At 50.9% G+C, this 21,681-nt stretch carries 23 protein-coding genes; 7 read left to right on the top strand and 16 right to left on the bottom strand.

Annotation, left to right across the window (positions count from 1 at the left end):
* Position 1 precedes the first annotated feature (1 nt).
* Positions 2-889: a 3-hydroxy-5-phosphonooxypentane-2,4-dione thiolase gene (gene lsrF / locus VF709_RS12180; RefSeq protein WP_045902632.1), complete on the top strand. Its 888-nt coding sequence runs from the start codon at positions 2-4 to the stop codon at positions 887-889.
* Positions 886-1,179: a (4S)-4-hydroxy-5-phosphonooxypentane-2,3-dione isomerase gene (lsrG, locus tag VF709_RS12175; protein ID WP_045902633.1), complete on the top strand. Its 294-nt coding sequence runs from the start codon at positions 886-888 to the stop codon at positions 1,177-1,179. The genes lsrF and lsrG overlap by 4 nt, the downstream gene beginning before the upstream one ends.
* A 139-nt stretch (positions 1,180-1,318) precedes the next feature.
* Here the strand turns inward: lsrG and VF709_RS12170 are convergent, their stop codons facing one another.
* The 3 genes from VF709_RS12170 to VF709_RS12160 form a co-directional block, all read right to left on the bottom strand.
* Positions 1,319-2,767 carry an alpha/beta hydrolase gene (locus VF709_RS12170; RefSeq protein WP_180944577.1) on the bottom strand — a complete coding sequence of 483 codons (1,449 nt, stop codon included), beginning with the start codon at positions 2,765-2,767 and terminating at the stop codon, positions 1,319-1,321.
* A gap of 108 nt (positions 2,768-2,875) precedes the next feature.
* A complete protein-coding gene (locus tag VF709_RS12165) occupies positions 2,876-3,169 on the bottom strand; it encodes a hypothetical protein (protein ID WP_020689402.1) in 294 nt (97 codons plus the stop codon).
* Positions 3,170-3,181: 12 nt separating this feature from the next.
* On the bottom strand, positions 3,182-3,439 hold the full coding sequence (locus VF709_RS12160; protein ID WP_045902634.1) for a hypothetical protein: 258 nt from the start codon (positions 3,437-3,439) through the stop codon (positions 3,182-3,184).
* Between the two features lie 246 nt (positions 3,440-3,685).
* On the opposite strand from VF709_RS12160, the gene VF709_RS12155 reads away from it, so the two are divergent.
* A complete protein-coding gene (locus VF709_RS12155; RefSeq protein WP_149896660.1) occupies positions 3,686-4,231 on the top strand; it encodes a YfaZ family outer membrane protein in 546 nt (181 codons plus the stop codon).
* Between the two features lie 171 nt (positions 4,232-4,402).
* Here the strand turns inward: VF709_RS12155 and pagP are convergent, their stop codons facing one another.
* The 10 genes from pagP to VF709_RS12105 form a co-directional block, all read right to left on the bottom strand.
* Positions 4,403-5,044 (bottom strand): lipid IV(A) palmitoyltransferase PagP, encoded by a 642-nt coding sequence (pagP, locus tag VF709_RS12150; protein ID WP_013098837.1) that lies wholly within the window; start codon positions 5,042-5,044, stop codon positions 4,403-4,405.
* Positions 5,045-5,200: 156 nt separating this feature from the next.
* Positions 5,201-5,578 (bottom strand): zinc metalloprotease HtpX family protein, encoded by a 378-nt coding sequence (locus VF709_RS12145; protein ID WP_029883828.1) that lies wholly within the window; start codon positions 5,576-5,578, stop codon positions 5,201-5,203.
* Between the two features lie 126 nt (positions 5,579-5,704).
* Positions 5,705-6,175, bottom strand: a complete 471-nt coding sequence (locus VF709_RS12140; protein ID WP_038420668.1) for a glycine zipper 2TM domain-containing protein — start codon at positions 6,173-6,175, stop codon at positions 5,705-5,707.
* 9 nt (positions 6,176-6,184) lie between these two features.
* On the bottom strand, positions 6,185-7,447 hold the full coding sequence (locus VF709_RS12135; protein ID WP_045293622.1) for an arginine deiminase: 1,263 nt from the start codon (positions 7,445-7,447) through the stop codon (positions 6,185-6,187).
* Positions 7,448-7,468: 21 nt separating this feature from the next.
* Entirely contained in the window at positions 7,469-8,908 is a 1,440-nt protein-coding gene (locus tag VF709_RS12130; RefSeq protein WP_038420667.1) for a basic amino acid/polyamine antiporter, read from the bottom strand.
* A gap of 120 nt (positions 8,909-9,028) precedes the next feature.
* Positions 9,029-9,706, bottom strand: a complete 678-nt coding sequence (locus tag VF709_RS12125; protein WP_013098832.1) for a winged helix-turn-helix domain-containing protein — start codon at positions 9,704-9,706, stop codon at positions 9,029-9,031.
* 439 nt (positions 9,707-10,145) lie between these two features.
* Positions 10,146-10,646: a hypothetical protein gene (locus VF709_RS12120; protein ID WP_058678725.1), complete on the bottom strand. Its 501-nt coding sequence runs from the start codon at positions 10,644-10,646 to the stop codon at positions 10,146-10,148.
* A complete protein-coding gene (locus VF709_RS12115) occupies positions 10,609-11,334 on the bottom strand; it encodes a winged helix-turn-helix domain-containing protein (protein WP_040022010.1) in 726 nt (241 codons plus the stop codon). The genes VF709_RS12120 and VF709_RS12115 overlap by 38 nt, the downstream gene beginning before the upstream one ends.
* A 232-nt stretch (positions 11,335-11,566) precedes the next feature.
* On the bottom strand, positions 11,567-12,415 hold the full coding sequence (locus VF709_RS12110) for a dihydrodipicolinate synthase family protein (protein WP_149896659.1): 849 nt from the start codon (positions 12,413-12,415) through the stop codon (positions 11,567-11,569).
* 11 nt (positions 12,416-12,426) lie between these two features.
* On the bottom strand, positions 12,427-13,113 hold the full coding sequence (locus VF709_RS12105; RefSeq protein WP_149896658.1) for a B3/B4 domain-containing protein: 687 nt from the start codon (positions 13,111-13,113) through the stop codon (positions 12,427-12,429).
* 42 nt (positions 13,114-13,155) lie between these two features.
* Here VF709_RS12105 and VF709_RS12100 point away from each other — a divergent pair, with 42 nt between their 5' ends.
* The gene (locus tag VF709_RS12100) at positions 13,156-13,758 is read left to right on the top strand and encodes a helix-turn-helix domain-containing protein (RefSeq protein WP_013098828.1); all 603 of its coding nucleotides are present in this window, start codon (positions 13,156-13,158) and stop codon (positions 13,756-13,758) included.
* Positions 13,759-13,833: 75 nt separating this feature from the next.
* On the opposite strand, the gene ygjG is transcribed toward VF709_RS12100, so the two are convergent.
* Entirely contained in the window at positions 13,834-15,213 is a 1,380-nt protein-coding gene (gene ygjG / locus VF709_RS12095) for a putrescine aminotransferase (protein WP_013098827.1), read from the bottom strand.
* 434 nt (positions 15,214-15,647) lie between these two features.
* On the opposite strand from ygjG, the gene VF709_RS12090 reads away from it, so the two are divergent.
* The gene (locus tag VF709_RS12090; RefSeq protein WP_058661852.1) at positions 15,648-17,168 is read left to right on the top strand and encodes a methyl-accepting chemotaxis protein; all 1,521 of its coding nucleotides are present in this window, start codon (positions 15,648-15,650) and stop codon (positions 17,166-17,168) included.
* A gap of 336 nt (positions 17,169-17,504) precedes the next feature.
* Positions 17,505-19,064, top strand: a complete 1,560-nt coding sequence (locus tag VF709_RS12085; protein ID WP_149896656.1) for a methyl-accepting chemotaxis protein — start codon at positions 17,505-17,507, stop codon at positions 19,062-19,064.
* On the opposite strand, the gene VF709_RS12080 is transcribed toward VF709_RS12085, so the two are convergent.
* Complete coding sequence (locus VF709_RS12080) at positions 19,061-19,555, bottom strand: PadR family transcriptional regulator (protein WP_148791225.1); 495 nt, start codon at positions 19,553-19,555, stop codon at positions 19,061-19,063. The two genes, VF709_RS12085 and VF709_RS12080, sit on opposite strands and share 4 nt — an antisense overlap.
* A gap of 146 nt (positions 19,556-19,701) precedes the next feature.
* On the opposite strand from VF709_RS12080, the gene VF709_RS12075 reads away from it, so the two are divergent.
* On the top strand, positions 19,702-20,466 hold the full coding sequence (locus tag VF709_RS12075; protein ID WP_100168126.1) for a siderophore-interacting protein: 765 nt from the start codon (positions 19,702-19,704) through the stop codon (positions 20,464-20,466).
* On the opposite strand, the gene VF709_RS12070 is transcribed toward VF709_RS12075, so the two are convergent.
* Complete coding sequence (locus tag VF709_RS12070) at positions 20,467-21,636, bottom strand: DNA repair ATPase (RefSeq protein ID WP_013098822.1); 1,170 nt, start codon at positions 21,634-21,636, stop codon at positions 20,467-20,469.
* Positions 21,637-21,681: the final 45 nt, after the last annotated feature.

Below are 21,681 nucleotides of genomic sequence, written 5' to 3'. Positions count from 1 at the left end.
AATGGCTGATTTAGACGACATTAAAGACGGTAAGGATTTTGGCATCGGTACACCGCAGCAAAATGTACCGTTCACCCTGAAGGGCTGTGGCTCGCTGGACTGGGGCATGCAGTCCCGGCTTTCGCGCATCTTCAACCCAAAAAGCAACCGCACGGTGATGCTGGCCTTTGACCACGGTTACTTCCAGGGGCCGACCACCGGTCTTGAGCGTATCGATCTCTCTATCGCGCCGCTGTTCGCCGAAACCGACGTGTTGATGTGTACCCGCGGTATTTTACGCAGCACCGTACCGGCCGCCACCAATAAACCGGTGGTCCTGCGCGCCTCCGGCGGTAACTCAATTCTGGGCGAGCTGTCGAACGAGTGCGTGGCAGTGGCAATGGAAGACGCGCTGCGCCTGAACGTCTGTGCGGTGGCGGCGCAGGTGTACATTGGCAGTGAATTCGAGCATCAGTCGATCAATAACATCATCAAGCTGGTGGATGCGGGGGCACGCTACGGGATGCCCGTGCTGGCGGTGACGGGCGTCGGCAAGGAGATGGCGCGCGATGCGCGTTACTTCTCGCTCGCCAGCCGTATTGCCGCCGAAATGGGGGCGCAGTTTGTTAAAACCTACTATGTGGATGAAGGATTCGAAAAAGTGACCGCCAGCTGCCCGGTGCCGATCGTCATCGCCGGGGGGAAAAAGCTGCCGGAGCACGAGGCACTGGAGATGTGCTGGCGCGCGATTGACCAGGGAGCCTCCGGCGTGGACATGGGGCGCAACATATTCCAGTCCAGCGCGCCGCTCGCCATGCTGAAGGCGGTGAAGAAAGTGGTTCACGAGAACTTGAGCGCCCGGGAGGCGTTCCAGTTCTGGCAGGAAGAGAAACAGGGAGAAGCAGAATGAACGTGACGTTAGTGGAGATCAACATCAAACCCGAGCGGGTGGACGAGTTTCTGAAGGTGTTTCGCGCCAACCACGAGGGCGCGATTCAGGAGCCGGGAAACCTGCGTTTTGACGTGTTGCAGGACCCCCGGGTGAAAACCCGGTTCTTTATCTACGAGGCCTATAAAGACGAAGAGGCGGTGCTGGCGCATAAAAAAACGCCGCACTACCTGGCCTGCGTGGATAAGCTCGAAGAGCTGATGTCGGAGCCGCGCAAAAAACGCAGTTTTGTGGGGCTGCTGCCGGAGTGACAAATTAACCGGCAGCCAGCGATTCAATGGGGATAGTGGTGAAAGAGGCGAAGAATAACGGATGTTATACTCTGGCGCCGATTGTCTTTTATTTCATCTATCCCCAACGATGAGCTGACGTTAAAAAACGCCTCTTCCATTATCTTATGACGCCAGCAATCCTTTCAATCAGATAGGGATAGAACGGATTCGAGGTGATACGCATTAAGGAGTCCATATCTGCCAGCAGTACCGCTCGCTCCCCTCTGACGCGTAAAACACCCAGACTCAGACCATAGTGATTCGGTTCATAGGGTTCACTTCCATATAAGGAGTCATGGACAGGAAACGGGAGGGCGACATGAGAGAGTGAAAAAACATCTCTCGGATAGCGCACATTCAGGGGCTGCACGTCTGCTGTTGTTGAGTGCGCTAAGTGCGTCGAAGCGACCATGTTCATACTCTCTGAAGAGGCGTTTTTGACGATAGTCGTCGTGTAAGTACGCTGTGGTGTTGCCAGTAAGTGTGATAGCGCGCGATCCGAAGAGTGGCGAAACAGTGCACGAAAATTGACCGCACGATTAATATCAAACAACACCAGTTCGCTACCGTTATCCGGTAGATTATGATGGAGCACGTCCAGCACTGCCCGGGTACTGACTGTGGAATCAAGAACGGACTGAAACGTAAGCACATGAGGAAGGTCTTTCCAGCCAGCCGATGACTTGCGTCGCGTAAGGTCCCGTTTCAATGTCTCAGTCAGAAGATAAGCCTGCCGCGCACCATTCACGGGAAAAGAGTTATATTTAAAAGGATTAAATTCTGGTACCAGACCTAACCAGGCCGCACGAGAAAAGGCCGGGAGAAAGGCTGTCCATTCGGCCATTCCCGAAAACCGAGCAAAGCGGCTTATGCCTATCATGGGAGAAATCAGGACAATTTGTTGTGGCTTCTTCAGGCTCTCATCATCAAGGGCATCGATGGCATATTTCATGGCCAGCGCCCCACCATTGGAAAAGCCAACAATATGCAGCGGCGCATCCGCATGGGTCATTTTTGTTGCCTCGCGCACCGCAAGACGCGTTGCTGCCAGCCAGTCCTGCCATTTTACATCCGTTAATGCCCCGGGTACGGTTCCATGGGCAGGTAGACGGATCCCGATGGCGACAAACCCTTCTTTTTGATAGAGCCGGGCAATATGCTGCAGGCTGTAAGGGGAGTCCGTAAGTCCGTGCAGTAACACGACAGCCCCTCTCGGTTCCGCCTGTGGGCGCATGATATAGGATCGATTCCAGTCTGTGGGAAGGGTGTCCGGAAATACCGGGCTTGACGGGTTATAACGATTTAAACTCGTTGTATCCTGATCGGTTTGCTTCATAACGACATTGTTATGCACCTCCATGAAGAGTGCGTTTTCAGCATTGATATAGTCATCCCAGTCGGCCCGATCGATCTCGTTTTCGCGTAATTCATTAGGGACAAAAGTATGCCAGGGCTGGAGTTCGCCGCTACGCTGTACCCAATAAAACAGGCCTGTCATTGCACAAAGCGTGAAGCTCAAAAGGATAAAAATACAACGCTTCAACACTCTAATACTTTTCTTGCGCATAAATCCTCTAAACATAGATATTCAACCTGATATCTGCTGTATTTAGGTTTTAAAGCGCAGCGTGGTTGATGATGGGGGCACAGAATAAAGATATGGACATCGCATAAACTATGCTTTTAACCATTGCATGATCAGCAAGGAGTTAATGGCGAAATTGATATGCGCGACGATAGATAACATAATACTAAGCGCTGCCACAAACAGAACCTTGAGGTTGAGGATGCGTGTTTTTTTTAAGTTTGCATCCAGCCATAACATATTCCTTATTTTATTCTTTTGATATAAATACATTATCCCCATAGATAAATATAAGAGAGGCATGATAATGCTTACTGAATTGATCTGTAACAGCAGTAATTCACTGCCAACTAATGCAAATAGCCATGAAATAAATAACAGCATAAGCGTTGCTCCTCAGTTTTTTTTGTTGGTAAGGTAAAACCAAATCATAAACAGAACATCTAAAAACAACCAAACCCCGCCCAGCAACAAAACGTGCGAGACAGCACCCGGCCAGAACAAAGCGCCATTGGGGGAAACAGAAAAGAAATCCTGTCCCCAGACCAGGCGTGCCACAATCATGAAAAGGGGCAGCAATAAAAGGTTGAACAGAAAAAGATAACGGATAAAGTTTGGTTTTCTGGGACGTCTGATATTTTCTTCCGGGAACATGGTTTCCTCACTGGTTTCGGTGAAAATAAAGAGGCATTCTAGTGCGAAAAGATAGATGGAACTTAAACACACTTCATTTTATAGCGTACGCAGCTGTCACCTCGATGATTAATGAATGAGAGTATGGTGAGTGAGGATCTCTTGTTTGTTTGAACTTCATATAACATCGCCCCCTAAAATAAGCCACCAGACAGAGCTTGTTTAAGGTTCTGATTTCTTTTTTTAATGTAAATTAGGTGATAACAAATGTTTAAAAAAACACTCACAGTAGTGGCAATTCTTTCAACTATTTCTGTTGGTGCTAACGCCGCTGAAATTGGCGCTCAGTTAGGTACACAACATACGGAGTTAAATGCACTGATTGCGCCTGAGCCGACCGGTATTTTTTATACTGCAAACTGGGCTAACAATTATAATGATGGCCGTAATTCTGGCGGTGTCGGCCTGGGTTATCAGGTGTCTCTGGGTAAAGCCGATCTTTACGCAGGTGCCAAGGCCATCTATATGGCGCCTAAGAAAGGTGATAATGGATTTGCGGCACCGATTGGTGGCGGGGTTCGTGTCCATTTCAGCGATGAGGTGTATGCCTATGGTGAAGGTTATACCGCGCCACGTGGCCTGAACAATGCCGTCGAAAACTATGTTGAAGTTGATGCTGGGTTGGCCTGGCAGGTACGAGATGAGGTGAAACTCAAAGCGGGTTACCGTCATATTAGCGTTCATGGTAAATCCGGTACGCCTAATCATACGCTGCTTGATGGTGCTTACCTGGGCGCCGCACTTCAATTCTAAACAAACACTCACCGCGAGCCCTACGCTCGCGGTGAATCGTTGCATATAATCCAGTCATTTGTCTTTATCCTCTTTTTTATTCAGATACTCTTCTTCCTTCTTCTCTTGAAACATTTCCTTTCCTGCGCTGATAGTAAAAAGACCGAGAGTGTAATGCAGGGCTGAGCCCTGCTACAGGTTGTAACGTAACCACCCGAAGAGTACGTTTCCGTTATTATAGGTGCCAGGAATATAGGTGAACTGGACGTTCACGTTTTTATAACTCGCTGAAAAAAGCGGGAATATAATCGGTAAGGGAATGTAGTTGCCCATATCTTTACGCGCCGTTATCCCGGCAGTCACCCCTAATCCCAACCTGAAATCTTTTTGTTGGCCTGGATGCCATCCTTTCTCCCATGCATAGCCGGTGACCGGTTGCCACTCATTATGTGAGTCTTTAAACACCATTCCATACAGTGCACTCCAGTTGCCATTGCTGTGATGACGAGAAACACCCACTCCTGCACCCCAGGGCATTTCATTATAGCGATCGGTCTTTTCTTTATCGTACATGAACCGGTTATGCCAGCTGATAAAAGGAAGATAAATATCGTGGCTATCATAATCTGTCCAGGTTTGCGTAATATCGGAAACAATCCTGCTGCCCCAGCTTGCTGCATTTTCATCAGCATGAGTCTGGCCATAGGCACGTGTGGCAAAAAGAAGTAACCCGCTCCAGAGTAAAACAGAGCAAATCAACAAAAATAAATGATAAAAGCCGCCGATAAAGTCGATTTTTTCCTTACAGGGCTGCCAGGGGGTAGTGCTTTTCATTGCGAACACTCCAGTGGATAAAAGTAGTTAAAAAATAATAAATAGGCCAGCGCATTAACAAAACATGAGACGAATTGTTAATAGCGCCAGAGATGACTGATTTTCTAAAACGAAATGACTAAGGTTGGATATTACGCCATCCTTAGTCATTGTGATTTAATTTATGGCTTTCTTTTTAAGGAGTTCGAACTCCTCCTGGCTAATAACGTCCTGGTCTAATAGTTTTTTGGCGTCTGATATTTGCTCCGCTGGGGATTTACAAAGACTATATTGTGCTGCGGCATTCGCATCCAGTCTGTAAGCACGTTGTCTTTTGGCCATTCCCTTACCTCTCAAAATGAGATAAAAAACAGAGGTGATCAGCGGGATGAAAAGTAACAGCATTATCCAAAGCGATTTAAAGAAGCCGTTGAGTGTATTGTCACGGAATAAATCAGTAACGATCTGGAAAATAACAAACAGATACGCAATAAAAAAGAATATAGAAAACAGGGTGGCTGCCATATTCCAAAATTGTAATAGATGAGTCGTCACAATGATGCCTTCTTAAGGATATAAATGGTTACATGGAATGAATAAAAGATAAAAACCTGCCACAAAAAATTTTCATCCTTAATGAAAAGGACAATCATCCTGTTGTGGCAGATATGATAAAGCGTGTTATTGAGCTGGAGAGATCGTTACCTGACCGCGATGCGAGGTAATATTTACACGTTGCCCTACGACAAATTCACCTTCACGGGCGGGCTGCACGGTAACGAACTCTTGCCCGTTATCAGGACGAATAAAGAGTTCAGCCGCATTATGTCGCGCCATTCCTCGTTGTATCGACTGTCCTGCCATCGCGCCAGCAACGGTACCGCCAGCCGTCGCCAGCAGACGGCCGCTTCCGCCACCAATAGCATTACCGGCAGCACCGCCAATCAACGCGCCCCCGACTGTACCGGCAGCGCTGCTTCCGGTGTCGTTTTGGATTGTGATGTATCTCACCCCTGTGATTGTGCCGTGCGACAGCGCCATCACCTGACCGGAAAGCGCTGCACTTGCATGATGGGCAGAACCAACGGGTTTTTCAGTACAGCCAGCCAATGCCAGCAAACCGGCCAAAATTAAAACAGAACGTGTAAACATCTCTCTTCCTTATGAGTAATCAACGGCATCACGAATTAATGGACATGTCATACAGTGGCCGCCACCGCGTCCACGCCCTAATTCACTCCCAACAATTTCAATGACCTCAACGCCTTCTTTACGCAAACGGTCGTTTGTTTTGGTATTGCGGTCATAGGCGATAACGACACCTGGAGACATGGCGACCACGTTATTTCCGCTATCCCATTGCTGACGCTCGGTGTCGTAAACATTGCCTTCGGTTTCAACGACCCTGAGCGAGCGTAAATTGAGTGCCCTGGCTACCACCTCTGTTAACGGCTCTGAATAATGCTCCAGACGCATTCCGCCTGGGGAGTCGTCCTTAATCAGTGAAAAGACTTCGATTTGATCAACAATGGCGGGATAAAGCGTCACTAAATCTCTGTCACAAAAGGTGAATACGGTATCGAGGTGCATCGCCGCTCTGAGCTTCGGCATCGCGGCAATAATAACGCGCTCGACATGGCTAAACGGGTTCGAAAACAGGGCAGATGCAAGCTGGGCAATGGCCTGATAGGACGTTCGTTCGCTCATACCGATTAAAACGGTCTTGTTGCCAATAGGCATAACATCGCCGCCTTCAAGGGTGGCGGATCCGTGATAACGCGTTGGATCTCCCCACCATGTATTGATCGTCTGACGGGTGAAGTCCGGATGGAACTTATAGATAGCAGTGGTCAGTAACGTTTCTTCACGACGAGCCTGCCAGTAAAGGGGATTAAGCGTAACCCCGTTATAAATCCAGCTGGTGGTATCTCGCGTATAAAGCGTATTCGGCAACGGCGGGAGCAAATATTCACGCAGCCCTGTCGCTCTTCCGACGAGTTCAAGTTCTTCTTTATCGCCCCTGTGTCTGTTCAGCAAATCATAGGTTGAAAGCCCGCCGATCATAAACTCAGCCAGCCGATCTGCAGGTAACGAATCCAGGAACGAGCGTGTTTCATTAAGCAAACCCAACGGGATTTCATCAGCAGTAATCTGCTGTTCGATGAGCCAGTTGCGTGCCTGACGGTTAGCCAGCGTTTCGGAGAGCAGATCATGCATCTCAACAACGTCAACACCGCATCCGCGCATTTTGTTAATAAAATCGAGATGATCCTGACGGGCACGCTCTACCCACATGACATCATCAAATAACAGTCGGTCGCAATTGCCCGGCGTAAGACGGCTATGTGCTAACCCAGGGGCGCACACCATCACTTTGCGTAACTGGCCGACCTCGGAGTGAACACCCAGTGGTATATCTTGCATAGTATCTCCTTAAGAGAGTAATTAAATGGTAATATTTCCGTTTATAATTCCATAAATACAGGCCAAAGCCGCGAGCACGATGGCGGTAAATAATATTCGTTCCGTACCAGAGAATATTTTTTTGTTTTGCTCACGCTTAGCAATGTAATAAAGCAGTGTGCCAGGCGCATAAATAACGGCGGACAGCAGCACATACGTTAATCCGCCGGCATAAATCATCAACGAGGCATAGGCAGTGGCAATGACAGAGATCACCAGGTCTTTATAATATCCCTTTGTACACTGTTCGTAGGTTTCTCGTGTAATAACCAGCTTCAGGCTATATGCAGCAACCAGAAGATAAGGGATAAGCGTCATCGCGCTGGTTAGCTCAAGGGCTAACAGGAATGCGTAATCGCTGAAAAAAGTGATAATTAAGAACAGCTGTATCGAGATATTCGTCAACCATACGGCTGAAGAGGGAACGCGCCAGCGATTCTCGCGTGCAAAAACAGCAGGCATGCTCTTTTTCAACGCCGCGGAATAAATAACCTCCGCAGCGAGCAATGACCAGGAAAGATAGGCTCCGAGTACAGAGATAATTAACCCCACGCTGATGAAAATCATACCCCAGCGTCCCACTATGCTTTCGAGAACACCGGCCATTGAGGGTTGCCGTAAGGCTCCCAGCTCGGCCTGGGGCATAACGCCATAAGAAAGCATGGTGACTAACATCAGTAAGCACAGCACCCCGATGAAGCCGAATACGGTCGCCAGGCCAACGTCTTTCCGGTTAGTTGCATAACGCGAGTAAATACTTGCCCCTTCGATTCCAAGGAATACGAATACGGTCACCAACATGGTGCTTCTGACCTGGGAAAAGATTGATCTGAAGAGAGGTGGCTCTCCGGCGGCCCCGCCCCAGAAATTAAGCATAAACATCTCTTTTTTGAATGCCATTATCAGAATGGCGATAAATACAAAAATAGGGATGATCTTGGCACAGGTGGCCAGGGTATTGATAAAGGCCGCTTCTTTAATACCCCGCAATACCAGGAGATGAAAAGACCATAAAACAACTGATGAGACAGCGATTGCCAACAGCGTATTACCTTCGCCAAATGCAGGGAAAAAAGCGCCTAATGTTGATTTAATTAAAATAAAATAGGATACGTTGCCGATACATGTACCCGCCCAGAAACCGAGTGCCGAAATGAAGCCCGGATATTCGCCGAAACCGGCTTTAGCGTAGCTAAAGACGCCCGCATTGAGTTCAGGCTTTCTTTGCGCAAGGTTCTGGAATACAAATGCCAGCATCAGCATACCGCCACCGGCAATCACCCAGGCAATAATTGCACCAAGCCCACCGGTTGCTCGTCCGAATGCAGCAGGTAATGAAAATATACCCGCTCCGATCATCGCTCCGACGACAAGCGTCGTTAAAGACCAAAGCGATAGCGTATTGGTCGTAGATTTGTTCATATAATTTTCTTAACAATGAAGCTGTGATTGATGAAGTGTGAGTTTAAAAGTGTTAAATATACCGTACTTAAATGAAGTTAATTTTTATGCCATCAAGGCAGCACAGGGGCTGGGGGTAACTCAGATCGCACCGTTTAGATCGTAATAATAACCCTCTTCTCTTTGATTTCTGATTTGCCCGCTGTTGTAGGGTGCCAGTTTCTTTCTCAGACGACCAATAAGCACCTCGACGGTATTGTTTTCTTTACCCATCCAGTCGTGGTAGAGATGTTTCATGATTTTACGTTTGCTCAGCGCTTTGCCTTTGTTCTTCACCAGTAGCTTCATAATTTCAAATTCAAAACGGGTCAGTCGAATTTTTTGCTTGTTGATGAAGAGTACCTTGCTGTTTAAGTCGAGTTCTAAATTACCTGCAGTAATACGGCTGGAAGGGGTGAGATAATTCCGGCGTACTAAAACCCAAATTCTGATGATAATCTCTTCAATATGACTAGACTTGACAACATAATCGTCAGCGCCGCTTTCAAACGCTTTCACCTTGTGTTCAATATCGTTGCTGCTGTTAAGGATCATGATGCGGATAGTGCGCCCTTCGCGTCGCCACTTACGAATCGCCTGTAACTCAGCAGTGGAAAGCGTTTCAGATGCCATAATCAGGAGTTCAGCTTTATTTGAAAACATAAACATTTCCACTTCCTCAATACTCGAAGATACATCAGTTAAAATACCTGCCTCTTCAATTTGGGTTTTCAAATAATGCTGATTTATAATGTTAGGATCTAATATTAACACGCGCATATCTTCCTCTCACTTTGTTGCTTCGCCTGTTAGGGTTTTTGACATTTTATGAAATGGATTTCTATGCTTTACAGATAAAAGCATCGTCACCAAAAGTTGGCTAAATAATACTTTCGAAATAAATTCAAACAATTCTTTTATGAGGGATATTAGAAATACAAAATAAAAAAATGCAGAATAAAAGAAGTGAAGGGAAGAGTATGAGAAAAGCAGAGGAAGTAGAATTAAATCAAGAAAAATAACATTTAATAAGGTTTTTGTTCTGCTTTTTTGGCGTGTGGAGTGTTTGTTTAGATGAACGTATGGTTGCTCCAATTGCTTTCTGGTTGGGTTTTTGTTAAGAGTTAAGTGCGAATTTTATTTCTTGATTTAACAATCCATACATCTGTCTTGCATTCATAACATTAGCACAATGAGCCATGTGCTTGCGTCAATAAACTCATTTTCGGCAAATAAATATGGCACGCTGCAAATCGCTTATTCTCCAGGTTTTGGGGTCAAGCTTCTGGATCTTATAGTGCAGGACAGGTTGGCTGGTGGTGAGTTTTTCAATCAGCACAGAAGGTGCATTATCCTGCGGATTAGCAAGAAATTTACCTTTTGTGACTTTGTGGAATCCGTTTTGCACGTCTGTGTCGATGGTCATGTTTCCTGTACGATCGACAAGGTACTCTTTACCATAATAGTTCAACGTGCCGTATTCGCTGACCGTGACGAGACCATCGTTGGTAATGTGGAAAACAATTTTGATATTTCCATTAATCCCTTGCTGGACATTTTTTGAATCTTCATAGTTGATATGTACCGTCGACATACAGTTCATCGGTAGGTAATCATAAACACCAACAAGCTTGTATATTCCCATTGCAAGCAAGGGAAGCATCAACAGGCATAAAACAATATTAATTGTTGTTAATATTGACGAAGTTTTCGCATTCATGTCCTTTCCCTGTATTTTGTTTGCCACACAGGGCAATGTGAGTTGAGTACACCTTGCTTTTTAAAGGCGCTCTGTTGTCATCAAAATAGATATTTTTGGGATGTTGCTGGCATTTTAATGCGATTCTTTGCCCTAAATTTGTATTAAAAAATGAGTCAATATTCTCTTGTTTGACGCCATTTTCGTCAGTATAGACATCGCATAATCCGACTGACTTATATTTATGCATAGTGCTATCGTTTAAATGGTACAAATAAAAGGCAGTGATGGTGCTCACCATTAAAACGGTTAATGCTATTGTGCTAATGTAAAAACCTTTGTGGGAGGAACAGATTTTTTTAAATTTTTCGTACGTGCTACTACGTGTAGTACTAACACGAGTACACTGACAGTGCAGTACAAATCCTTGCTTTGGTATTGTTTCGATTTTGTCTTCAAGCGAGAATTCAAGAAATGCTTTTCGCAACAGAGATATGTTTCGGTTCAGGTTGTTATCAGAAGCAACCAGACCATGTTCTTCCCAGACTTTTTCAAGGAGTTCAGTACGGCTGACCTGAGAATTATTGGCGTCAATAAGTGCATTTAATAATCGCGACGTCGCCAGTGAAAGCTCAACTTCGCGTTTATTATCGGTTAAAATGCGCGATTCATCATTATAATGCACTATCCCGTCAAGTAGGTACTGCATAGCTTAAACGTCCTCGCAAATGAATCTACGCATTATAATTTTAGCGCTACTATTATTCAATGTTCTGATTTCTATTAAGAGTCGATAAGACGTATTTTTACCGGGATAATTACACGTAGACAGAGGGACAAACTGCGAGGGCGGGGACGTTGCTTTCTCAACCATTCCTGAGAATGATTACTTTATGAATGATGCGGTGTGGCCGGGTAAGCGCAGCGCCACCCGGCGTTTTTCAGGCCAGTTCCAATTTCGCAAGGATCGCTGAAAGCGCCTCGCGCGGCTCTCCCTGAATTGCCTGCAACGGGAACGGCAAGCCGGGTGTTGCCACTTTTCCCCTCATTTCCGCCGCTGCCGCGATGACCCTTACGCTACCGTAACGACGGAACAGATCCCATAGCGGCTCTAACCGTTCTGACTCTGTACTTTTCCCCGAACGCGCTATCGCCAGCGCCGCTTTTGGGAACAACCCCGCGAGAACCGAATACCAGACGTCAAACCCGGCCTGCAAGGCTGAGGCTGCCCGCCAGTCACCGGCGATACCCAGTGTGACCGTATCAGGAAGCCGGGCACGTACCTGCGACAGGTCCTCCGGCACGCGGCCAAGCTTGATGGAGCCCACATTTGGCAGAGACGCGACGGCAAACAGCAATTCATTGCTAAACGCAAAACCGGTCGTGGCAGGGTTATCGTAAATGCAGAGCGGTACGGAGAGCTGGCGGGTCACCGTTTCATAGAGCTTGAATACTTCCTCATCCGTTAATCGCTGGTACGACACGGGTGCCATCAGCACGCCGGAGACTCCGGCCGTTTGCGCGTCGTCAGCCAGACGCAGAATATCGTCCAGCCGCATTGCGCCGATGCTGACGATAACCGGTATGTTACCGGCATGTTCCACCGCACAGCGTGTCACCCGGGCACGCTCTTCAACGGTCAGATAGGCATAGCTCCCGGTCGAGCCAAGAATGCCCAGTGAATCCACGCCTGCCTCAACCACAGGAGAGAGCAGATGCGTAAAGGCCTGCTCATCAAACGTGCCGTTTTTCAGGGGCGTTAACGGAAATGCGCTGACTCCACGAAACATTTTTTATCCTCTTACAGGGTCAGTAACTGCCTATGCACCACTGCACCCGGCATCAGACGTTGCAGGTTATCAATCAGATCCGCTCCGGCTTCTTCCAGTGCCGTAATCGGCATTGACGGCAGACTTTCCAGAATAAACCACATGGTTTGCGCCTGACTGTCAAGACGCGTCCGTATACCCTGGCGCCAGTTCCAGCGACGGCAGGTAACACCGAGGTCGTCGCGCCAGATAACCTCGCCCGGCTCCGGGTATTCCACCACCGGCTGCCCCTCTTTGAAGGTATCAAACGGCTCACTGCCGTCCGCCAGCGTCAGGCGCGGCGCGCCTGAATAAGTCGCAAGATTTTCTCCACCAACCGGGATGGCGTAGCGAATGCTCACCGCGTTGTAGATATCCACCACCAGATCGAGCGGTGGCAGCGAGCCGTCTTTTAATACCCGCTTACGTAAGGCGGATGCCGAGCAGGGCGTACGTTTCGGTTTTGCGCCGAAGGCCTTAAATACCTCATCCCAGCCGGAAAGGTGCGCGTCAGCCCACGGCACATCATTATTAAGCATCTGCTGGCAGGCTTGCGTGAGCACGGCCGGAGCGACTTCCGGGTGGGTAATCGGCGCAGCTTCAACCAGAATGCTCAGCGCCCGAAAGCCCGGGGCAATTGCGGCAAGGCGTGGGTCTATTGACGGCGTAACGAGAGACATAAATAATCCTGTATTGACTGTTTTATACCATGGTAGTGACCAATGACTGAAAAAGTCAATATAATGACTGAGCAGGGTGCCGATATCGCCCAGGTAAGCCTGGCCGTAGCGAACCGCATACGCAACTGGCGTAAAGAGAAAAAACTGTCGCTGGATGAACTCTCGCGGCGTGCCAGCGTCAGCAAAGGCATGCTGGTGGAGATCGAAAAGGGCGCAGCCAACCCCAGCATCGCCATTTTGTGCAAGCTGGCTGCCGCGCTCGGTATCTCAGTGGCGGATATCGTTAACGTCTCCAGCGAGCCGCTGGTGCACGTTATCGAAGAAGCCGCGATCCCGGTGCTGTGGCAGGGGGAAAAGGGCGGACGCGCCAGACTGCTGGCAGGAACCGCGGGCCCGGATATGATTGAGCTATGGCAGTGGGAGATGCAGCCGGGAGAGCGTTTTACCTCTTCGGGGCATCCGGCGGGCACCTTTGAGCTGCTGCACGTGAACGAAGGCATATTAACCCTGACGGTGGACGAGACGGTTACGCAGGTTGCTGCCGGGGCATCGGCGGTGGCGAAAACGGAAGCCGCGCACGGCTATGCCAATGAGGGAAAAAAAGTGCTGCGCTTTACCATGACGGTGGCGGAGTTTCACCGATAAAAAGCAGCCCGGTGGCGCTACGCTTACCGGGCTGGTGTAGTAGGCCGGGTAAGCGCAGCGCCACCCGGCTTTTTTTTACGCCTCTTCCACACTCACGCGCAGTGCCGCCAGCGCTTTACGTGCCGCCTTCAGCACCTGCTCACACTGCTCAATGGTCAGCGTCAGTGGTGGCTCAATGCGGATGGTTTTGGAATTGTTGAGTGTGCCGGCCACCAGCACCCGCTGGCGGAACATCTCGCTCGCGAAGCTATAGCCGATTTCGTTATCAACAAACTCAATGGCCATCAGCATCCCTTTACCTCGAGCCTCCTGGATCAGATCCGGGTATTCACGTCCCAGCTGACGGAAACCGTCCAGCAGCATGTCGCCTTTCTGCTCCGCCTGCGCAGGCAGGTTTTGCTCCAGCAGCACGTTGATGGTGGCCAGCGCGGCCGCACAGGCCAGCGGGTTACCGCCAAAGGTGGTGGTATGCAGGAACGGGTTGTCGAACAGCACCGAGAAGACCTCTTCGGTGGCAACCGTCGCACCAATCGGCATTACGCCGCCGCCGAGCGCTTTCGCCAGACACAAAATGTCCGGCTGAACGTTCTCATGCTCGCAGGCGAACATCTTTCCGGTACGTCCCATGCCGGTCTGCACTTCGTCGAAGATCAGCAGCGCACCAAACTCATCGCACAGCTGACGTACGGCAGGCAGATAGCCCTGTGGAGGCAGGATCACGCCGCCTTCGCCCTGAATCGGCTCCAGGATCACCGCGGCTACGTCATCGCCGGTTTTACGGCATTCGCTGAGCACGGTGCGCATGGCATTAATGTCGCCGAACGGCACGTGGCGGAAGCCCGGCAGCAGCGGCATAAACGGTTTGCGGAAGGTGGATTTGGCGGTCGCAGACAGGGCGCCCAGGGATTTACCATGGAACGCGCCGCTGGTGGCGACAAAAGTGAATTTCCCGCGCGGCGACTGGTACGCTTTGGCGAGCTTAAGCGCCGCTTCGACCGATTCCGTGCCGCTGTTGCTGAAGAAGCTGTATTTCAGTTTGCCGGGTGTTAAGGCTGCCAGCGTTTTCGCGAGCATGGCGCGAAGCGGGTCGAGCAGTTCCTGGCTATGGAGAGGTTGTTTCGCGAGTTGATTCTGTACGGCGGAAACCACTACTGGATTACGGTGCCCCACGTTGAAAATGCCAAAACCACCCAGGCAATCAATAAACTCCTGTCCCTGGGTGTCGACAAGCGTATTCAGACTTCCCGCTTGCCACTCTACGGCTCCGTAATCCCCGCCGGCGGTAACAGATTTGCGATACTCCAGAAAACCTGGATTGACGTGCTCTTTAAAGTAATCGATGACCTCTCGGTTAAGTTGTTTCATCTCCTCATGATCAAGCGTTCGCTTCTCAATGAGATTCAGTGCGTGCGCGGTACAGGCAAGAGCCGAGGCGCTGGAAGGTAACCTGTTCAAAATATGCTCCCGGGGATCGCGTATCACATGATACTGCGTTAAGTATTGCAGGGATTACGCCACTTCAGCGGACTTAACGAAAATCGGGATAAACGCCAGGTTAAAATAATGTTGCGCAATATTTAATCATGCCGATGTTTTCCAGACGGGATTTAGCGGTACGGAAAACGGGGGCAGGAAGACGTGGATGGGGTCAATTGCACCAGGGGGGTGCAGGCGGTGCGACTTAAGTGGGCGTTAACAGATCATCCTTTGCAGGTAATTTCATTGTGAAAGTATTTAAAATCAATCAATTATAAAATCTCACAAAAAGTGCGGTTTAAGTGAAATCTGCGATCTCCATCAAGTTTAACAACTAAAGATAAATTGTTTACCGCCGAAAAAACAATAAACCACAAAATTAACATTCAAATAACCTGCAAGGGATGCTCACGATGTCCTCTCCAACCTATGTCACCCAGAATGAATATCTTCTGGACGATGACACCACCTTAATGTCTACCACAGACGTCCACAGCTATCTGACTCATGCTAACGACACCTTTGTTCAGGTGAGTGGCTATCAGCTTAATGAGCTGATGGGTCAGCCGCATAATCTGGTGCGCCATCCTGATATGCCTAAAGCCGCTTTTGCCGATATGTGGTACACCCTGCAACAGGGCGAGCCGTGGAGCGGAATTGTCAAAAACCGCCGTAAAAATGGCGATCACTACTGGGTGCGCGCCAACGCGGTGCCGATGGTGCGCCACGGGAAGGTCACCGGCTATATGTCGATTCGCACCAAAGCGACGGCAGAAGAGATCGCTACCGTGGAGCCACTCTATAAGGCCCTGAATGCCGGACGCTGTACCAAACGGATCCATAAAGGGCTGGTGGTGCGTCAGGACTGGTTCGGAAAACTACCGGCAATGCCGCTGCGCTGGCGGGTACGCGGCGTGATGGCGGTGCTCTTTGGCGCGCTCGCCGCCACGCTTGTGGCAACCTCAGCAGGCTGGGTGTCGTTGGCCGCAGCAGCGATAATGATGCTGCTGGGCACGTTGTTGTTTGAACAGCAGATTGTCCGCCCGGTAGAGAACGTGGCGCGACAGGCGCTGAAGGTGGCAACCGGCGAGCGCAATAGCGTGCAGCACCTGAACCGCAGCGACGAACTGGGCCTGACCCTTCGCGCGGTGGGGCAACTGGGGCTGATGTGTCGCTGGCTAATCAATGACGTATCAAGCCAGGTGGTGAGCGTGCGCGACGGCAGCGACAAGCTGGCGCAGGGTAATGAGGATCTGAACGACCGCACGCGTCAGACCGTTGCAAACGTGCAGCAGACCGTGGCGACGATGAACCAGATGGCGGCCTCCGTTCAGAGTAACTCTGAAACCGCCACCGAGGTCGATAAGCTCTCCGTAGCCGCCAGCAGTGCGGCGACCAAAGGCGGGAACGCGATGCAGACGGTGGTCAAAACCATGGACGATATCGCCGACAGTACACAGCGTATCGGCTCCATTACCACCCTGATCAACGATATTGCCTTCCAGACCAATATCCTCGCCCTGAATGCGGCGGTAGAAGCGGCACGGGCCGGTGAGCAGGGCAAAGGCTTTGCGGTGGTGGCAGGGGAAGTTCGCCATCTTGCCAGCCGCAGCGCTAATGCCGCCAACGATATCCGTAAGCTGATTGATGCCAGCGCCAGCAAGGTACAGTCCGGCTCCGAGCAGGTACACGCCGCAGGGCGCACCATGGATGATATCGTTGAGCAGGTGAAAAACGTCACTCAGTTGATCGCGCAGATTAGCCATGCCACCTCTGAACAGGCTACCGGGCTTTCGGAGTTAACCCGCGCGGTGGCTGAACTGGACAGCATCACGCAGAAAAACGCCGATCTGGTTGAAGAGAGTGCGCAGATCTCCGCGATGGTAAAACACCGGGCCGGACGTCTTCAGGATGCAGTGACGGTTCTCCATTGAGTCTGTAATGTTCCAGAAAAGCCGTTTATTCTGCCAGGCGTAAACGGCTTTCGTCGCTTCATTTGTAATTATTCTTGCGATTTATTGTTAATTTTATATTAAATAACTAAAGAAAGTGACTCAGTTATTTATCCCTGCCTAAGTCATTTTTCCCCGATGCTATTTCATAAATGCCCCGTCTGGTGGTTGAGTAACGATCGATACGGCCATATTAATAGTCTCTGCCTATCCATTGTGATGGTTATGAAATAAAAAAACGATCAAAGTCATAAAGTTAGCGGTTTCGTTACCGATAACGGTGATCGTCTGAGAAATAATCACATCGATGGAGTAAATATGTTCTTACATGACGTAAAAATCGGCACGAAATTATTTCTGGCGTTTGGATTCTTTATTGTCCTGATGGTGGTGAGCGCGAGTTTGTCTTTAATGAGTCTGAACCGGGCAAACAACGGGATGCAATCCATTATTACCAGTGATTATCCAACCACGGTAAAAGCGAACCAGTTAATCGATAACTTCCAGGAATTTATTAGCACTCAGCAGCTCATGCTTCTGGATGAACAGGGAACGTACACGGCGCAGTCGCAGCAGCATCTTAAAGAGATTAGCGAGCACATCACGGTGCTCCTCGGTGAGCTGAACAACGTACTGCAGGATCAGCAATCGCAGCAGGTGCTCGCCGAGATACGCGGCGTGCGCCAGCAGTATCTGGACTCGCGCTATCGTATTTTGCAGGCGGTGCAGAATCACGATCGCGCCGGGGCGCTTCAGGAGATGATGACCAACACCCTCAAACTGCAGCAGGCCTATAAAGCCAAAGTGCAGCAGCTGATTGCGATTCAGAACACTGAGATGCAGAACGCCGGGGTGCAGGTGGAAAGTGATTTCAGGAGCAACCGTCTGCTGCTCATCCTCATTACTCTCTTCAGCGTGGCGGCAGGCAGCCTGATTGGCTGGTTTATCGTGCGTTCCATAACCCGTCCGCTGGGCCAGGCCGTGGACTTTGCGGCGGCGATTGCGGATGGCGATCTCACCGGCAGTATCACCTCGCACGGTAAAGACGAAACCGGCCTGTTGCTGCATGCCCTGATGGAGATGAAAACGCGTCTGCTGGACATTGTGCAGCAGGTGCAGACCGGCTCGGAGAATATCTCCAGCGCCGCCGCGCAGATTGTCGCCGGGAACCAGGATCTGGCTGCGCGCACGGAAGAGCAGGCTAGCTCTGTGGAGCAGACCGCCGCCTCGATGGAGCAGATCACCGCGACGGTGAAAAACACCGCTTCGCATACCGGAGAAGCGACCAACCTGTCGGCGGATGCCGCGAAGGTGGTCAAAAACAACGGTGAGATGATGAAGCAGGTGACCAGCAAAATGCGCCTGATTAACGAGACCTCGAACCGGATGTCCGACATTATCGATCTGATCGATGCCATTGCCTTCCAGACCAATATTCTGGCGCTGAACGCGGCGGTGGAAGCGGCCCGGGCGGGTGAGCACGGTCGTGGCTTTGCGGTGGTGGCTGGTGAAGTGCGCCAGCTCGCGCAGAAGAGTGCTTCGTCAGCCAGTGAGATCCGTGAGCTGATTGAAAGCTCCACCACCCAGACGCAGGACGGGATGAATCTGGTCGAGAAGGCGAGCGAGCTTATCAATGGCATGGTGGGCAACGTGGAAGAGATGGATGTGATCCTGCGTGAGATCCGCCAGGCCAGCCACGAGCAGACAGAGGGGATCTCGCAGATTAACAGCGCGATTGGCCTGATTGATGCCACCACCCAGCAAAACTCCGCGCTGGTGGAGGAGTCTGTTGCCGCGGCGGCCTCCCTCAACGAGCAGGCGATGCACCTGAAAGAGCTGGTACGCGTCTTCCGCGTGAGCGCGCACGCACCGGCTTAATCCAGCTGGGAGATCTCCAGCGCCGCGCGGTCGATCACGCCAACGATCTGCTTAAGCTGCGCGTCGCTGAGCGCTCCCTGATTCACCTTCAGATCTAACACCGCTTTGAAGTTATCCAGTGCCCGCTTCATCTGCGGGTTTTTGCGTAGCTGGAAACCAACCGTGCGGGCTTTGATACGCGCCTGAATCTGCTCAAGCTGTTCCTGGTTTTCCTCCAGCCACTGCTGTCCTGCCGCATTGATGGCAATGCGCTTACGCCCATTCTCTTCTTCCGTAATGGTGATAAACGCCTGATCCTGAAGATAATCCAGCGTCGGGTAAATCACGCCAGGACTCGGGGTGTAGTTCCCCTGGGTCAGGTTCTCAATCTCTTTGATCAGCTCATAACCGTGGCTCGCGTTGCGGGTCAGAATATCCAGAATCACCAGCCGCAGATCGCCGTGACCAAAAAAGCGCGGTCGACGTCCGCCGCCATCATGTTCGTGTCGCATAGTGTGCCTCGTAAATTGATATATCTAAACTATATCTAAGATATATTCAGATGCAATCTAAAAGATCTTGCATTCTTGCTGATTAGCAATCATTATCATTTAAAATCAATTTAGATATATCGTATTCACCTGAGAAGGGTCTTAGCATGGCAACCACCCGCTATCCACAACGCGTGCGTAACGAACTGCGTTTTCGTGAACTGACCGTGCTCCGTGTTGAGCGCGTAAGCGCTGGTTTTCAGCGCATAGTTTTAGGCGGCGAGGCGCTGGAGGGCTTTAGCTCCCGCGGTTTCGACGATCACACCAAAGTGTTTTTCCCGGCCCCGGGAACGACGTTTGTGCCACCGGTGGTCACCGACGAGGGCATTGACTGGGGCGACGGCGTGCGCCCGCAAAGCCGGGATTACACGCCGCTGTACGACGCCGCGAAGCACGAGCTGGCGCTTGATTTCTTCGTGCATGACGGCGGGGTCGCCAGCCAGTGGGCGCTAGAGGCGAAAGTGGGCGATAGGCTGACGATTGGTGGCCCGCGCGGTTCGCTGGTGGTACCGGAGGATTACGCCTGGCAGCTGTACGTGTGCGATGAGTCCGGGATGCCGGCGTTGCGTCGCCGCCTGGAAGGCATCGCCAGCTTGCCGAACCGCCCGGAAATTCACGCGGTGGTCACCGTCGGGGATGAATCATACAAGGATTATCTGGCGCACCTGAGCGCGTTCAACATCAGCTGGGTGATCGGCCACAGCGAGCAGGTGGTGGTTGAGCAGCTGGCGTCGCTGAACGTTCCGGCGGAAGATTACTTTATCTGGCTGACCGGGGAAGGGAAGGTGGTTAAAAACCTGAGCCGACTGTTTGAGACTGAGGCTATCGATCAGCAGCTGGTGCGTGCCAGCGCGTACTGGCACGCGAAATAATTACGCTGCTGAATCGAGCTGCGCTTCGCTCACCTGATGTTCGAGCGAGGCGCGGACCTCGTTCAGCGCCTTTTCCTGCTGCGCGAAGTACGCTTCCATATTGCTGAGCGACGACACCAGCAGCCAGGATTCTTCTTTCTCCAGTTCTGCCAGCTCGTTCACTAAGGTGTCGATCTGCTCGCGAACCTGAGCCATTTTTTTGCGGATGCGCTCCAGATCGTTCAGCCTGTCGCTGGCCATCAGCGGCTCGAAGCCCTGCTGCAGGCGCGCCACCAGAGAACGAATGGCTTTGACGTCTCCACGCTGTTTAGCCTGGTTGAGCTGCACCATCATCGCGTTGGCTTCTTCTTTCAAATCGTCCGCCACCAGATCCGGGTGACACAGCTTGCTCGCCTGCCGCCAGAGCCGTTTCAGCTCGTCCCGATCCTCCTGTGAAAGATCTTTCCCTTTACGCAGACGCACTTCGGCATCCTGATGCTGCTCGCGGTATTTCTCGTACTCTTCGTTGGCCTCGTCACGCGCCTGACGCGCAGGCTCTTCCTCACGCGTTAAGCCGCTCTCCAGCTCCAGCGCCTCGGCAAGCAGGTTGGCAATCAGGTTACTTTGCTGCTGCAGATGCTTACGCGCCTCGGCTGCCTGTACGGAATCGGCAGGAAGTTCGCGCCAGCGCTGGGTGAGTGTTGCCAGCACCTCCACGGCCTGGGCCATGTAGCGCTGACAGCGGCGGTAGTCTTCCTCGCGACGACGCGCCTCAGCCTGCTGGCGGCGCAGGTTCAGCTCGGCCAGCGTTTTACGCAGGGCGAGGATCTGCTGCATCAGCGGGCCCAGGCGGGAGAAATAGAGATCGTTGAACTCATCAAGCTGCTGTACGCGCGCGTTACGGCGGTCAATCAGATCGCGCAGTCGCTCTTCCAGCGCTTTCAGTTCCAGTTTGCTCGCGGCGACCTGCGGATCGCGCCATGGCGTCACGGCACGCTGGCTCTGTAGCCACGCGACGATCGCGGCGATGGCCGCAGTGTAGTTTTTCTGCTCAAGCGCCACGACGATTGCCTGTAGCTCATCGTCAAACGCTTCATTTTTCAGCCGGGTTAGCTGGCTCTGAATGATGTCGTCATCTTCCAGTTCAATGGCATTTTTAATGATTTCTAGCCGTTTGATCGGTGTGCTCATGATGCCTTTCGCTTTGGCGCTTAAGTATTTGAGTTAAGGTTAGTT

The sequence above is a fragment of the Enterobacter sp. Lyrl_3 genome, from assembly GCF_051948675.1.
GTDB classification, from domain to species: domain Bacteria; phylum Pseudomonadota; class Gammaproteobacteria; order Enterobacterales; family Enterobacteriaceae; genus Enterobacter; species Enterobacter cloacae.
Note: the sequence above shows the minus strand (reverse complement) of the source record. Positions and strands in the feature narration are given on the sequence as shown.

Coding starts and splice junctions, on each gene's coding strand:
- VF709_RS12105 (WP_149896658.1), bottom strand. CDS start 13,113: ATGTCTCTCGTTACGCCGTCAATAGACCCACGCCTTGCCGCAATTGCC.
- lsrG (WP_045902633.1), top strand. CDS start 886: ATGAACGTGACGTTAGTGGAGATCAACATCAAACCCGAGCGGGTGGAC.
- lsrF (WP_045902632.1), top strand. CDS start 2: ATGGCTGATTTAGACGACATTAAAGACGGTAAGGATTTTGGCATCGGT.
- VF709_RS12120 (WP_058678725.1), bottom strand. CDS start 10,646: ATGAATGCGAAAACTTCGTCAATATTAACAACAATTAATATTGTTTTA.
- VF709_RS12100 (WP_013098828.1), top strand. CDS start 13,156: ATGACTGAAAAAGTCAATATAATGACTGAGCAGGGTGCCGATATCGCC.
- VF709_RS12080 (WP_148791225.1), bottom strand. CDS start 19,555: ATGCGACACGAACATGATGGCGGCGGACGTCGACCGCGCTTTTTTGGT.
- VF709_RS12110 (WP_149896659.1), bottom strand. CDS start 12,415: ATGTTTCGTGGAGTCAGCGCATTTCCGTTAACGCCCCTGAAAAACGGC.
- VF709_RS12070 (WP_013098822.1), bottom strand. CDS start 21,636: ATGAGCACACCGATCAAACGGCTAGAAATCATTAAAAATGCCATTGAA.
- VF709_RS12165 (WP_020689402.1), bottom strand. CDS start 3,169: ATGCTGTTATTTATTTCATGGCTATTTGCATTAGTTGGCAGTGAATTA.
- VF709_RS12135 (WP_045293622.1), bottom strand. CDS start 7,447: ATGCAAGATATACCACTGGGTGTTCACTCCGAGGTCGGCCAGTTACGC.
- VF709_RS12170 (WP_180944577.1), bottom strand. CDS start 2,767: ATGCGCAAGAAAAGTATTAGAGTGTTGAAGCGTTGTATTTTTATCCTT.
- VF709_RS12090 (WP_058661852.1), top strand. CDS start 15,648: ATGTCCTCTCCAACCTATGTCACCCAGAATGAATATCTTCTGGACGAT.
- VF709_RS12075 (WP_100168126.1), top strand. CDS start 19,702: ATGGCAACCACCCGCTATCCACAACGCGTGCGTAACGAACTGCGTTTT.
- VF709_RS12130 (WP_038420667.1), bottom strand. CDS start 8,908: ATGAACAAATCTACGACCAATACGCTATCGCTTTGGTCTTTAACGACG.
- VF709_RS12155 (WP_149896660.1), top strand. CDS start 3,686: ATGTTTAAAAAAACACTCACAGTAGTGGCAATTCTTTCAACTATTTCT.
- VF709_RS12125 (WP_013098832.1), bottom strand. CDS start 9,706: ATGCGCGTGTTAATATTAGATCCTAACATTATAAATCAGCATTATTTG.
- VF709_RS12140 (WP_038420668.1), bottom strand. CDS start 6,175: ATGTTTACACGTTCTGTTTTAATTTTGGCCGGTTTGCTGGCATTGGCT.
- VF709_RS12160 (WP_045902634.1), bottom strand. CDS start 3,439: ATGTTCCCGGAAGAAAATATCAGACGTCCCAGAAAACCAAACTTTATC.
- pagP (WP_013098837.1), bottom strand. CDS start 5,044: ATGAAAAGCACTACCCCCTGGCAGCCCTGTAAGGAAAAAATCGACTTT.
- VF709_RS12085 (WP_149896656.1), top strand. CDS start 17,505: ATGTTCTTACATGACGTAAAAATCGGCACGAAATTATTTCTGGCGTTT.
- VF709_RS12115 (WP_040022010.1), bottom strand. CDS start 11,334: ATGCAGTACCTACTTGACGGGATAGTGCATTATAATGATGAATCGCGC.